Origin of the sequence: Faecalibacterium sp. I3-3-33 (assembly GCF_023347295.1) — a bacterium.
Classification (GTDB): Bacteria; Bacillota; Clostridia; order Oscillospirales; family Ruminococcaceae; genus Faecalibacterium.
The window spans coordinates 1896096-1909319 of sequence record NZ_CP094469.1; the positions used below are offsets into that span (position 1 = coordinate 1896096).

Annotated in this window: 14 protein-coding genes; 1 reads left to right on the plus strand and 13 read right to left on the minus strand. The window is 61.2% G+C overall.

Going from position 1 to position 13224, the window contains the following annotated elements; genetic code table 11:
* Positions 1 to 87: 87 nt before the first annotated feature.
* Positions 88 to 1626, minus strand: coding sequence for an RsmB/NOP family class I SAM-dependent RNA methyltransferase (locus tag MTP39_RS08930; RefSeq protein WP_249240263.1), 1539 nt, complete (start codon positions 1624 to 1626; stop codon positions 88 to 90).
* A 106-nt stretch (positions 1627 to 1732) separates the two neighbouring features.
* Between MTP39_RS08930 and MTP39_RS08935 the strand changes: the two genes are divergently transcribed.
* Positions 1733 to 1921 carry a hypothetical protein gene (locus MTP39_RS08935; protein ID WP_249240264.1) on the plus strand — a complete coding sequence of 63 codons (189 nt, stop codon included), beginning with the start codon at positions 1733 to 1735 and terminating at the stop codon, positions 1919 to 1921.
* Positions 1922 to 2021: 100 nt separating this feature from the next.
* Here the strand turns inward: MTP39_RS08935 and MTP39_RS08940 are convergent, their stop codons facing one another.
* The 12 genes from MTP39_RS08940 to MTP39_RS08995 all read right to left on the minus strand — a co-directional run bounded on the left by MTP39_RS08940 (position 2022) and on the right by MTP39_RS08995 (position 13181).
* Positions 2022 to 2426: a Mini-ribonuclease 3 gene (locus MTP39_RS08940; RefSeq protein WP_005923368.1), complete on the minus strand. Its 405-nt coding sequence runs from the start codon at positions 2424 to 2426 to the stop codon at positions 2022 to 2024.
* A gap of 12 nt (positions 2427 to 2438) precedes the next feature.
* Positions 2439 to 3722, minus strand: a complete 1284-nt coding sequence (obgE, locus tag MTP39_RS08945) for a GTPase ObgE (RefSeq protein WP_249240265.1) — start codon at positions 3720 to 3722, stop codon at positions 2439 to 2441.
* A 142-nt stretch (positions 3723 to 3864) separates the two neighbouring features.
* Positions 3865 to 4116, minus strand: coding sequence for a 50S ribosomal protein L27 (gene rpmA, locus MTP39_RS08950; protein ID WP_005923362.1), 252 nt, complete (start codon positions 4114 to 4116; stop codon positions 3865 to 3867).
* A gap of 14 nt (positions 4117 to 4130) precedes the next feature.
* Entirely contained in the window at positions 4131 to 4442 is a 312-nt protein-coding gene (gene rplU / locus MTP39_RS08955; RefSeq protein ID WP_015537858.1) for a 50S ribosomal protein L21, read from the minus strand.
* A 147-nt stretch (positions 4443 to 4589) separates the two neighbouring features.
* On the minus strand, positions 4590 to 5630 hold the full coding sequence (gene lgt / locus MTP39_RS08960) for a prolipoprotein diacylglyceryl transferase (RefSeq protein WP_249242050.1): 1041 nt from the start codon (positions 5628 to 5630) through the stop codon (positions 4590 to 4592).
* A 5-nt stretch (positions 5631 to 5635) separates the two neighbouring features.
* Positions 5636 to 6949 (minus strand): EF-P 5-aminopentanol modification-associated protein YfmH, encoded by a 1314-nt coding sequence (yfmH, locus tag MTP39_RS08965; RefSeq protein WP_249240266.1) that lies wholly within the window; start codon positions 6947 to 6949, stop codon positions 5636 to 5638.
* Positions 6936 to 8237: a M16 family metallopeptidase gene (locus MTP39_RS08970; protein WP_249240267.1), complete on the minus strand. Its 1302-nt coding sequence runs from the start codon at positions 8235 to 8237 to the stop codon at positions 6936 to 6938. The genes yfmH and MTP39_RS08970 overlap by 14 nt, the downstream gene beginning before the upstream one ends.
* A 43-nt stretch (positions 8238 to 8280) precedes the next feature.
* Positions 8281 to 9102: a M15 family metallopeptidase gene (locus tag MTP39_RS08975; protein WP_249240268.1), complete on the minus strand. Its 822-nt coding sequence runs from the start codon at positions 9100 to 9102 to the stop codon at positions 8281 to 8283.
* Positions 9103 to 9271: 169 nt separating this feature from the next.
* Entirely contained in the window at positions 9272 to 10471 is a 1200-nt protein-coding gene (locus MTP39_RS08980; RefSeq protein ID WP_118657399.1) for an aspartate kinase, read from the minus strand.
* Between the two features lie 82 nt (positions 10472 to 10553).
* Positions 10554 to 11459 (minus strand): homoserine kinase, encoded by a 906-nt coding sequence (gene thrB / locus MTP39_RS08985; RefSeq protein WP_005923334.1) that lies wholly within the window; start codon positions 11457 to 11459, stop codon positions 10554 to 10556.
* An 18-nt stretch (positions 11460 to 11477) separates the two neighbouring features.
* Positions 11478 to 12713 carry a homoserine dehydrogenase gene (locus MTP39_RS08990; RefSeq protein WP_249240269.1) on the minus strand — a complete coding sequence of 412 codons (1236 nt, stop codon included), beginning with the start codon at positions 12711 to 12713 and terminating at the stop codon, positions 11478 to 11480.
* A gap of 27 nt (positions 12714 to 12740) precedes the next feature.
* The gene (locus MTP39_RS08995) at positions 12741 to 13181 is read right to left on the minus strand and encodes an ACT domain-containing protein (protein ID WP_005923329.1); all 441 of its coding nucleotides are present in this window, start codon (positions 13179 to 13181) and stop codon (positions 12741 to 12743) included.
* Positions 13182 to 13224 lie beyond the last annotated feature (43 nt).

Sequence of the window (13224 nt, forward strand, 5' to 3'; positions counted from 1 at the left end):
ATCTAACTCTGTTATTTTATCACAATCCACCGGCGCGTTCAAGCCTGAAAAGGCGGATTTTCGCCCGGATGCGTGTAAATCTGCGGTTTACAGCAGCCGCAGCGCCTTGGGGTAGTGGTTTTTCACCCGCCCGCCGGACACCTTGCCGCCACCCAGCGGCCAGCCGTCCACGGTCACGCAGCACCAGCCGTCCGCTGCCGTGCGAGCTTCCACCTCGCGGCCGGAGAGATACTCGGTGCAGCGGCAGTCGGCAAGGGTCAGCTGCTCGCAGTTCGTGCACAGGCTGCCAAAGGCCGTGAACAGATGATGCTCCGGCACAAAGCGGCCCTTCTGCACACTGCCCACGAACACCCCTGCCCGCAGCACATGAAGTCCCGTCTGCGGAAAGGCAACCGGCAGCAACACACCGCCGCCGTGCACCACAGCCGGGCGCTGCGCCAGCGCTGGGAAATACTGCCGGGCAAACTCCTGCCATGCGGCAAGGCTCTGCGTAGGGGTGGCCTCCCCTGCCCCGGTATCCCGGGTGCGGCGGCTCGTGCCCTGCACGGCATCCCGGCAGGCGCGGCTGTCTGCGCGGCGGGTGCTGCGGGCATCTGCGGTCTTGGCAGGCTTTGCCTTGCCCTTGCCCTTTTTGCCCGCCTCGGCAGCGGCGGCAAGCCAGAGCTGTTCCTCCGGGGTGTATTCTCCCTCCGGCGGCAGGGTGCGGGGCGTGCCGGCCTTGACCAGCCTGGCCATAAAATGCCCCTCGCCGCCCTGACAGGGCCAGATGCGGCGCACTTTGCTCACGTCCAGCGGCAGACCGCCGGTGCGGTTCTCCTCGCCTGCGCTGCCAAAGGTGTAGTCCACGTTGCCCAGCACATCTGCCAGTGCAAACTCCGGGTGGCGCTGCAAAAAGGCTGCTACCTGCCCTTCGTCCTCCTCCGGCGCAAAGGTGCAGGTGGAGTACACCAGCTGCCCGCCGGGAGCCAGTGCCGCCGCGGCGCAGTCCAGAATCTGCGCGCCCAGCTCTGCACACTGCTTTACCAGTGCCTCGCAGTGCTGCTGCAGCGCCACCGGCTCCTTGCGGAACATTCCCTCGCCGGAGCAGGGCGCATCCACCAATACCCGGTCAAAAAACTCCGGCAGTGCCTCGGCAATGCGGGCGGGGGTCTCGTTGAGCACTACGGCGTTGGAAACGCCCATGCGCTCAAGGTTGCTTTTTAAAATTTCGGCGCGCGCGGCCACATACTCGTTGCTCACCAGCACACCGCGCCCCTGCAGTGCCGCCGCCAGCTGGCTGCTTTTGCCGCCGGGCGCGGCGCACAGGTCCAGCACCCGCATCCCCGGCTGTACCCCCAGCAGCGGCGCTGCCGAAGAGGCCGATGGCTCCTGCGAGTAGAACACACCCGCATGGTGGTACGGATGCCGCCCGGGCTTAAAATCCGGCTGATGCACCACAAAAGCCGCCTTGCAGAAGGGCGAGGGCTCCAGCGGGAAATCCGCCCTCTGCGCAAACTGCTCCGGCGTGGTGCGCAGCGCCGACACGGTAACGCCGCGCTCTGCCGTCTGCTGCGGGGCGGCATACAGCTGCTCGTACCGCTGGCCCAGCAGGGCACGTTCCCGCTGCTCAAAATATTCCGTAGGCATATTCTTTTCCTCCCATGGGATGTATAAAGCCGCCGACTGCGGCCACACTATGGACTGTGAGGGCGGTCCCGCCCCCACAGCAACGAGCGAAAGGAGCATTCACACCATGGAAAACCGCAGTGAGAACCGCAGTACCAATTGCAAGAACCAGACCTCTAACCGTACCAGCAACAAGACCACCAACAGCACCACCAACGAGCACAAGCACCCCAACCAGTACACCAAGGGTGCCGATGACGAGAGCGCCAAGAACTCCACCAACAGCCGTTCCACCAACGCAAAAAACAGCCGCTGATGGCGTAAGCAGCATCTGACGGACCGCAGATGCCAACAAGCAAAGCCCGCTGCCTTCCACCACTGGTTTCCAGTGCGGAAAGCAGCGGGCTTTCGCATTCTTATTTCTGGTCAGGGTCAAACTGCTGCCACAGCACCTCGAACAGCTGGTGCACGCGCTCCAGCTGTCCGTTCAGGTACAGCCAGCCCAGCAGGCACTCGAAGCCGGTGGAGGCACGGTATTCCTCCGGGGAGGCGTGCTTGGCTACGCTGGCCTTGCTGGCGTTGCGGCCGCGCTTGAATACGGCCAGCTCGTCCTCGGTGAACAGCGGCTCCAGCAACTGCTCTTCCCGGAACTGCGCCTTGGCAGAGACATACTTGACCTTTTCGGCGTTCAGCTTTCCGGCTGAAAGGCGGTGGTGCTCCACCAGACGCTGGCGCACCAGCAGCTCCAGCACACTGTCCCCTACAAAGGCCAGCGCCAGCGGGCTGAGCTCCCGCGGGTCGATCTTTTCTGATTCGTTCATGCTGCTTTATCCTTAGAAGATATAGTCGAACTGATACTCGCCGATAAGGATGGTATCGTTCTCTTCCACGCCCTTCTGCACCAGCGCGTCCAGAATGCCGCTCTCGCCCAGCTGACGCTGGAAGAACTGCAAACTCTCGTAGTCGTCCACGTTGCTGCCGGCCAGAATATACTCCAGCCACGGGGCATCCACGCTCCACACATGGGCTTCCATGCGCTGGATGGTGAAGTCGCGGCCGTTCTTCTTGGCCTCCGGCTTTTTGTACTCGGGGGTGAACACCGGCACCTGCGGGATATCCTTGAGGCGGTTGTACACGAGCCCCGGCAGCTGCTTGACGCCCTGCATGGTGGCGGCAGAGATAGGCACAAAGGTCAGACCCTTGCTCTCCACATACTGGCGGAAGGTCTCGATCTGCTCCTCGGTGGCAAGGTCGCACTTGTTGCCCACCACGATCTGCGGGCGCTCGGCCAGCACGGGGCTGAACTTGGCCAGCTCCTCGTTGATCTTTTCAAAGTCCTCGATAGGGTCGCGGCACTCACTGCCGGAAACGTCAACGACGTGCAGCAGCAGGCGGCAGCGCTCCACATGGCGCAGGAAATCATGACCCAGACCAATGCCCTCGCTGGCACCCTCGATCAGGCCGGGGATGTCGGCGCAGACAAAGCTTGCGCCCTCGCCCACCGACACAACGCCCAGCGTGGGCACAAGGGTGGTAAAGTGGTAGTTGGCGATCTTGGGCTTGGCGGCGCTGATAGTGGAGATGAGGGTGGACTTGCCCACGTTGGGGAAGCCGATCAGACCCACGTCTGCAATCAACTTCAGCTCCAAGGTCACCTGCAGATCCTCGCCGGGCATACCGGGCTTTGCAAACTTGGGGATCTGGCGGGTGGGGGTGGCAAAGTGTGCGTTGCCGTAGCCGCCGCGGCCGCCCTTAGCAATGGTGACCGGGGTATGGTCGGACAGGTCTGCGATAACAAGGCCGCTCTCGGCGTCCTTGATCACGGTGCCCAGCGGCACCTTGATGACCAGATTTTCGGCATTTTTGCCGTGGCACAAGCTTGCGCCGCCCTTGCCGCCCTCCGGGGCCACATACTTGCGCTTATAGCGGAAATCCATCAGGGTGGACAGATGGTCGTCCGCCACAAAGATGATGTCGCCGCCCCGGCCGCCGTCGCCGCCGTCCGGGCCGCCTGCGGCCACGAATTTTTCGCGGTGGAAGCTCACCGCACCATCGCCGCCCTTGCCCGCATGGAGCCATATCGTGGCGATGTCGATAAAGTTAGTCTGTGCTGCCATACAGCCCCTCCTTAGCTTTATAGGTCTTTGCGTTTCAGCGCCCTCATCCGAGACGGCGCCACCCGAACGCATAGCCTTATTTCATCAAAAAGAGCCGGGCCACGAGGGTCCGGCTCTACGATTGCAGTTATTCAGAAAGAAGTTACTGCTTAACGCTGCACTTCTTGCCGCTCTTGCCCACGCGCTCGAAACGGACGGTGCCGTCCACCAGAGCAAACAGGGTGTCATCGCTGCCCTTGCCAACGTTCTCACCCGGCATGATGTGGGTGCCACGCTGACGAACCAGGATGTTGCCGGCCAGAACGAACTGACCGTCTGCACGCTTGGTGCCCAGACGCTGTGCTGCGGAATCGCGGCCGTTCTTGGTGCTGCCTACGCCCTTTTTATGTGCCATTGTAATTTACCTCCTTAGCCGTTGATCGCAGTGATCTCAACCTTGGTGTAGGGCTGACGATGGCCCATACGGCGAGCACTGTGCTTCTTTGCGCGATAGGTGATGATGTTCAGCTTCTTGCCCTTGCCATTCTTGATGACCTTGGCAGAAACGGTAGCACCCTCAACAACAGGAGCGCCAACCTTCACAGAACCCTCCTCGCCAATAGCGAGAACCTGATCAAACTTCACTTCGGAGTCGGCCTCAACGTCCAGCTTTTCGATGTAGACGATGTCGCCCTGCTCCACGCGGTACTGCTTACCGCCGGTAACAATGATTGCGTACATTTTGTTCATTCCTTTTCGTTGTACTCGCTGGTCGTAAAGGCAGACCCTTACTGCGGGCCATTTCAGGCGCCCACACCATGCGGCTAGAATATTATAGCAAAAACCAAACCGGATTGCAAGAGGAAATTTCCCCTTTTGCGCAGATTTTTACGCTTTTTTCTGCCCAGCCTGTTCTATGGCGGCTTTCACCTGTGCATTATAGGCCTCGGTCTTTTCCAAAAACAGCTTGCGCGGGCTGGAAGCCAGCAGTTGGGTGTCCTTACCCGCAAAGGAGATGGGGCCATCCAGCTTCTTTTTGGCTGCCTTGTTTTCTGCGTTCAGCGCCAGCGGCACAAACAGGGGCTTGCCCTTGAATTTCCGGGTAAAGTACACCTCTGCCGCAATGCCCGCCACCACGGCGATGCCTGCCACCAGCTGGGAAGCCCGCAGCCCGATGGAGGGTACCAGCATCAGGCTGTCGGTGCGCAGCCCCTCGATCCAGAAACGGCCCGCGCCGTACCACACCAGATACCGCAGGGTGATGTCGCCGTTGAACTTGCGCTTTTTAATGTAGCGGAACAGCAGGAAGAAGCCCACAAAGCACCAGATGCTCTCGTACAAAAAGGTGGGATGCACCGGCAGGTTGGGGTCGATGACCACGCCCTTGGGTACCGTGACCGTGCTGCTCATCAGGTAAGCGCGGGTGGCCTCGCTGTACATACCCCACGGCAGGGTGGTGTTGCAGCCAAAGGCCTCCTGATTGAAGAAGTTGCCCCAGCGGCCGCAGCCCTGCCCGATGAGAAAGCCCATAGCAGTCAGGTCGAACATGGGCAGTACCGGCACGCCCCGCCACTTGCAGGCCAGACCGCCGAACAAAAAGCCGCCGATGATGCCGCCGTAGATGGCAAGGCCGCCATCGCGGATGGCGATCATCTCCCAGATACTATTGTACTGGAACGGTGCCATAGCCACATAGTAGGCGCGGGCGCTGATAATGCCCAGCACCACGCCGATGAGGATGACGTCCACCATGCTGTCCGGGTCTACGCCAAATTCCAGACTGTGCCGAAAGGCAAAGACCAGTGCCAGACACAGACCCACCGCGATGCACACGCCGTACCAGTAGATGCTGACCCCGCCGATGGTAAAGGCCACACGGTTCAGGTGAAAACTCAGCCCCAGACCCGGGAACTGCACCAGATTTGTCAGATAGTTCATTCTTCTTCCTCCTCGTCCTCTTCCGCTGCCTGCGCCGTGCCATCCGGCAGGATGTACATGGTAGCCATGCGGTCGGTGCACAGGATGTGCTGCAAAGCAGCGTCCGCATCCTCTGCGGTCAGCCCGGCCAGCATGGAGATCTGCTGCGCCACCGTCTGGCCGCTGAGGGCAAAGTCTGCCATCTGGCTGGCCGAGTCCTCCACGTTTTCCAGATTTTCGATCAGCTGACCGTATTTTTCGTTCTTGCACAGGGTAAACACTTCCCTGTCCACACCTGCGGCGCGCACCCGGGCGATCTCGTCCAGCAGCAGCTGGCGCACGGTGTCCGGCACATCGCTCTCGCCGGTGAACAGGATGCAGCAGCAGCCGTCCACCCGCAGCACCTCGCCGCCAAAGCCGGGGTTCACAAGGCCTTCGTCATACAGGCGGCGGTACAGCGGCGACATCCCGCCCACGATGCAGCTGAGCACAAGGTCGTACAGTGCCTCGGTGCGCAGATCACCCGCTGGCAGCGGCTCTTCCTTAAAGCCTACGCCGAAGCAGGGCTTGGAAACCGGCATGGTCAGCGTTTTTTCCGTAGCGGCAAGGGTCATAGGCTCCGTGGCCCACAGCCGCTGCACCTTTTCTGCCGGGCGGGGCTCCATCAGACCGTGCCGCTTGCAGGCGGCAAGGATCTGCTCCATGGTGGTGTTGCCGGCAGCAGCCAGCACCATATTGCCCGGGGCATAAAAGGCCTTGCAGCTGTCGTACAGCATGGCGGGCGTGATCTCGGCAATACTTTCCACCGTGCCCGCGATATCGCTGCGGATGGGGTGGCTGTGGTACAGACACTCGAACAGGCCGGTGATGAGCCGCCAGTCCGGGCTGTCATCGTACATTTTGATCTCCTGCCCGATGATGCCCTGCTCCTTGGCGATGGTCTGCTCGGTAAAGTAGGGGTGGCCCACCATACCCAGCAGCACGTCCAGACTTTCGTCCAGCTGCTGGGTGGCGGTGAACAGGTAACAGGTGCGGTCAAAGCTGGTAAAGGCGTTGGCGTTGGCACCGGTCTTTGCGTACTTGGCAAAAGCGTCGCCGTCCTCGTCCTCGAACATCTTGTGCTCCAGAAAATGCGCTACACCCGCCGGCAGATGCACCGTTTGCCCGTTCAGGCAGAAATCCCGGTCGATGGAGCCGAACTTGGTGGCATAGATCACATGGGTGCTGGAATAGCCCGGCATGGGGTGCACCAGCACCGTCAGGCCGGAGGGCAGGGTCTGCCACTGGTCGGCCACGGTCTTTTCCAGCAGGGTCTGGTTATTCTGCGGCATGGGCAGCATCCTCCTTTGTAAGCAGATAGCTGACCGAGAGGGTCAGGCGGCGCAGGATATCCCGCACCTCGTCCTTGGTCACAGTGCGCAGGGCATTCCGCGCCTGCTCCGGGCTTTGGATGGGCGCGGCGCTGTTGGCACCTGCGCGCAGCACCTCGATGTAGTACCAGCTTTCGATGCCGCCAAGGCTGTCCTCTACCCCGTTCATGCCGCTGAGCAGACCCCGGCGGCAGTCCTCGAATTCCTCGTCGGTAATAGGGCCGGTGCACAGGTCGGCAAGCTCTTTCAGAATCGCCTGCTCTGCGCGGGCGGCGTCGGCGTGCTCCACACCGCTGTTCACCGCCATACTGCCGGTAAAGCTCTGGAAGGAGGAGGAGCAGTAGTAGCACAGATGGTCCCGCTCCCGCACGTTGAGGAACAGGCGGCTGGTCACGCTGCCGCCGTACAGCGCCATGGCAAGGCGCACGGCTGCCAGCTGCTGCGGCTGCATGGGCTGTCCCAGCGTGAACAGCATACACAGCTTTGCCTGCACCATATCATAGTTTTCGGTCTTGTGCACCGGTGCAATGGTGGGCATGGCCATGTTTTCCACCAGCGGCAGCGGGGCACGGTCGATGCAGGCAAGTTCTGCCAGCAAAGCGTCCCGGATGGCGGCGGTCTGGGCGGTATCGCAGCCCAGCACCAGCAGTTCGATGTTGGCGGTGCGCAGCATCTGCCGGTAGGCATCGGTCAGCATAGCCGGGGTAAGGCCGTCCACCTCTTCCAGATAGCCCTCCTGCCGCACGCCCGCCGGGCTGTCACCAAAGAACTCCCGGTTGGCCTGATGCAGGCAGTAGATGCGTTTATCGTTGATCTCGTCCTCAAGCCCCTTTTTCAGCATCTGCTTTTCAATGCTGACAGCCTGCGGGTCGAAGCAGCCATCCACAAGATAGGGATGGAAGGCCGCACCCAGCGCGATTTTCGTGTACTCGGCGGTCAGCGCCTCGCCTTCCAGCGCAAAGGCATCCTTGATGCCAGTCACACTGACGCAGAGGTTGTGGTTGCAGCCCATGGGGCGGGCATCCACGGTCAGGTCTGCGCCGTAGAGCTTTGCCAGCTTTTTGGTCAGCCGGGTCATATCCGGGCAGTCCGCATAGCCGCGCTCCATCACCAGCGGCAAAAGCGCGTGGGCAGTGGCCGTTTTACGCTGAGCCGGAAAAGCAAAGTGGATGCTGATGCGGCAGCGGTTGAATTTAGAAGCCGGGTCGCAGGAAAGATGCACGCCCGGTGCAATGAGAGTACGTTCCAATGGTTATTCCCTTCTCTCTGTGCCGCAGCACAGAGCATTTGATTCAATCTGCCCGCTGCAGGGCGATGAACTCTTCCAGGCTCAGGCCGCTGGCGCGGATGGCAAGGGCGTTTTCCACCCCTACATAGCGCCAGTGCCACGGCTCGAACACGATGCCGGTGGCGGCCTGCCGGTCCTGCGGGTAGCGCAGGATAAAGCCGTATTCCGCCGCGTAGGCCGTAAGCCACTCGTAGGCGCGGGTCTCGGCAAAGCCGGTGTTCTGCTGCGGGTCGTCCGCACTGAGGATATCTGCCGCGTAGCCGGTGCCGTGCTCGTTGGCATTGGCGGCGGGCTGGATGGTAGCCGCCAGACGGGCGGCGTCCTCCTCGCTCTTGCGCTTATCGCGGTAGGTCTGCACCCGGGCCTCGTAGGCGGCCTGCCGGGTGTCGGCGTCCTGATAACCCGTCACAAGGGTCAGGCTGACCCCATCCGCCTGCGCGGCGGCTGCCATGCTGCGGTACTGCATGGCGGCTTCGGCCTCCAACTGCTGACCGGTGGTTTCATCGGCGGTGTCCAGCAGCGGGGCGGGCTCTGCGGTATAGGGCAGGTTGGCATTCACCAGCGTAAGCCGGGCATCTGCGGCGTTGAACACATAGTCTGTGCCGTCGTACACACTGGCTGCAAACACTTTAGGCCCGGCCAGCAGACCGTGCACCTTGGGCAGCAGCCACAGGATGCCGCCGGTCAGCAGCGCCACCACCGCAGCGCAGCCGGCCAGAAACAGCACCCAGTTGCGGGCCAGCCGCAGCATTTTGCGGCGCTTCCATTGTTGATAGGTCAGGCGCTTATCAGCAGGCGCTCTGGGGGTACGGGTGGGTTCACTCATGCGGCGGGGCTCCTTTTCGGCGTTGTTGCAGCGCCGGTGCGCCGCACAGATTCAAACTATATTATACACCCCTTTGCAATTTGTGTAAACGCCGCCGTGTGTAAAAAAATTATGACCCGCCCGCCCCCGGCAGGGAGCAGACAGGCCATAAGCAAAAATTTTACGCAGATCAGTCAAACAGCATATCGTGGATAGCGCTGACGGCCTTGTCGGCGTCTGCACGGTCGATGATGCAGGAGATCTTGATCTCGCTGGTAGAGATCATCTTAATGTTGATATTGTTGTTGGACAGTGCCTCGAACATCTTGGAAGCAACGCCGCTGTGGCTCTGCATACCGGCACCTACGATGGAGACCTTGGCGCAGGTGGTATCCACGCTGACATCGCTGAAGTGTGCGCTGTCCTTCAGCACACGCATGGCCACCTCGGCTTCGCCCTCGGCACAGGTAAAGCTGATGTCTTTCTTGCCGTCGCGGCCGGTGGACTGCAGGATGATGTCCACATTGATGTTCTTCTGTGCCAGCAGGCCGAAGATCTTAAAGCTCATGCCCGGCTCATCGGGAACGTTGAGAATCGTGATAACAGCAACATCGGTGTCCTTGGCAACACCCTTGATCAGCATACCTTCCATGTCCTTTGTAACCTCCTTAACCACCGTACCCGGGATGGGGTTCAGGCTGGAGAGCACCTCCAGCTCCACATTGTACTTTTTGGCCAGTTCCACGCTGCGGTTGTTCAGCACCTGTGCGCCCAGAGATGCCAGCTCCAGCATCTCGTCAAAGGTGATCTCTTCCAGCTTGCGGGTGTTGCGCACCTTGCGCGGATCGGCGGTATAAACGCCCTCCACATCCGTGTAGATCTGGCAGCGGTCAGCGTGCAGGGCAGCGGCAATGGCCACAGCACTGGTATCGGAGCCGCCGCGTCCCAGCGTGGTGATGTCGTCCAGCTTGTTCAAGCCCTGGAAGCCTGCCACCACCACCACACGGTTGCGCTCCAGTTCGGAGGAGATCCGCTCGGTCTCCAGCCGGGTGATGCGCGCCTTGGTGTAGGCACGGTCGGTGCGGAAGCCCGCCTGCCAGCCGGTCAGGCTGATGGCATGGCAGCCCAGCTCGTTCAGCGCCATGGCCAGCAGTGCGATGCTGATCTGCTCGCCGGAGGCCAGCAGCATATCCATCTCACGCGCCGAGGGGTTATGGGTGATCTCCCCTGCCTTGGCGATCAGGTCATCGGTGGTGTCGCCCTGTGCGGAAACTACCACCACTACGTCATTGCCCGCGTTGTGGGTGTTGGCCACGATCCGCGCAACGTTGAAGATACGGTCACGGTCCTTTACGGAGGAACCGCCGAATTTCTGTACGATCAACGCCATATCTTGTCACTCTCCTCTTTACGCCCCGCGTTTGCGGGGGCTTGCCGGGCGGAAGCGTTCTTGCACTTCCCTTACCCGTTTATCATTCCACAGTTGCGCCGGTGTTATCGGCATCCAGCTGCAACAGTGTAAATGCTTCACATCCGTCCAGACCTTCCAGCAGCTCCAGACCTTTTTCCAGCTTGGAATAGAACTTTTCGGCCTCGGCCTTTTCTGCCACTGCCATGACCGTGCTGCCTGCACCGGACACATACACGGCCTTTGCGCCGCAAAGCCGCGCCATATCGAATACCTCGCGGGAGCCGGGCATCAGAGGCATCCGGTACTGCTGGTGCAGCTTATCCTCAGTGGCAATGGCCAGCAGGTCGTGCCGTCCCTCGCAGAAAGCTGCGGGCACCAGCGCCGCACGGGACAGGTTATACACCGCGTCCTTATGGGATACCTCCTTGGGCAGGGCTGCGCGGGCTGCTTCGGTCAGCAGCTTGTAGTCCGGCACGATGGCAGCAAAGCAGAGGCTTTCATCCACATTCCGCTTGACCGAATACACCTTGCCGTCCTCAAACACGCTGCTGGTCAGGCCGCCCAGCAGTGCCGGAGCCACGTTATCGGGGTGTCCCTCGATGGCAGTTGCCAGCGTGAGCAGCTCCTGCGTGTTGAGCACATCGCCCAGCATCCGGTTTGCGCCCAGCAGACCCGCGATGATGCAGGCCGAAGAGGAGCCCAGACCCCGCGCCATGGGGATGGGGTTCGTCTGGGTGATCTTGAGGGGCGGGATCTGCTTGCCAACTTTTTCGAACAGACCCTTGGCGGAGCGGTACACGAGATTCGACTCGCCCCGGGGGATACGGGTGCCATCCGATGCCGAGATCTCCAGCACCTCGCTGTCCTCAAAGGTGACCGTGTTGTACAGGGTTACTGCCAGACCCAGCGCATCGAAGCCGGAGCCTACGTTGGCACTGGTGGCAGGGACCGAAACCTTGATCTTCATTGCCGCAGTTCCTTTCCGTTACACTTCCTCGGGCAGACGCTTGAGCACCAGCTTCACGCTGCCGCCCACGGCCTCCACCTTGCGCGCGGCTTCTGCCAGCGCACGCTCGTCGGCGCGCTCCACAAAGTAGGCGCAGCCCTCGTACCGCTCATCCACCACCTTGCCGTAGCCGTAGATGGCTTCCACCACAGCGGGTGCAATGCCCGCCACACGCACATAATATGCAGCGGGAGCCGGGTCGGTGAGCATGCCGTCCACCGGGTCTGCGGGCTGCCAGAACAGGCTGTCGTGCACCTGTGCACCGTTTTTCAGGGCATCTACCACGTCTGCCACCACAGCGCTGGCGGTGGGCAGCTTGCCTGCGCCCTTGCCGTAGAACACCACATCGCCCAGCATATCGCCCTTGACCAGCACTGCGTTGAAAACATCGTCCACGCTGGCCAGCTGGTTTGCCTTGGGCACCAGACACGGCTCTACCCCGGCGGCCACGCTGCCGTCCTTGCCAAGCTTCATCCATGCGATCAGCTTGATGACGCAGCCCAGCTTTTCGGCGCTGGCCACATCGGCGGCGGTAATGGCCCGGATGCCCCGGGTGGGAATGTTCTGGGGGTAGATCTGGTGACCACACACCATGGAGGACAGAATGGCGATCTTGCGGCAGGCGTCGCGGCCGTCCACGTCATCGCTGGGGTCCTTGGTCTCGGCGTAGCCCAACTCCTGCGCAATGTGCAGCGCATCCTCAAAGTCAAGGCCCTCCCGCACCATCTTGGTGAGCATGAAGTTGGTGGTGCCGTTCACGATGCCCTCCACCTCGGTGATGACGTTAGCCGCCAAACACTGGTGCATGGGGGTGATGATGGGCGTACCGCCGCCCACAGAGGCTTCGAACAGGAAAGCACAGTCGTGCTCCTTGGCCAGTGCCAGCAGCTCTGCGCCGTAGGTGGCCACCATCTCCTTGTTGGAGGTGCACACGCTGCGGCCGCTTTCCAGACACGCCTTGACGTAGGGGTAGGCAAAGCGGGTGCCGCCGATGGTCTCCACCACCACCCGGATCTCCGGATCCTGCAGGATCACGTCGATATTCTTGACCACCAAAGGCTCCACCGGGTTGCCGGTAAAGTCCTTCGGGTCCAGAATGTACTTTACCTCCACCGGTTCGCCAGCCCGGCGGGAGACACTTGCAGCATTGCGGCACAGCACCTCGTATACGCCGCTGCCCACCGTGCCAAAGCCCAGAATTGCAATTTTAGCCATACTCTCTTTCCCTCGTTTCCTGTTTTGTTACAGGTTATACCCACAGCGCACACCCACGACCATGCGCTGGCGCGAAAGTTTTTCGGTCAGTTCCTCCGGGGACATCTGCATGGTATCGGTGCGGATGGTGACCGCCACCAGCGCAGCTCCGTTTTCCGGGGTGGACTGGTTGATGGTCACGATGCTGGCACCTGCGGCGCTGATACCAGCCAGAAGGCTTTGCAGCGCGCCGGTCTCGTCCCGCAGGGTGGCCATGACCGTGATGACCTCACGGCCATTCTCGGAATCAAAGATACAATCCTTATACTTATAAAATGCGCTGCGCGAAAGCTCCACGGCACGGGTCGCAGCCGAAATGCTGCGGGCTTCTCCGCTGGCCAGCAGCTCCTTGGCGCGTACCACCTTGAGAAAGACCTCCGGCAGCACCTGCGCATCCACCAGATAAAAACGGCGTTCCAACTTGTTCACCTCTCAAACACAAGTGTTCTTGCAGAAAATATAATAGCATCCG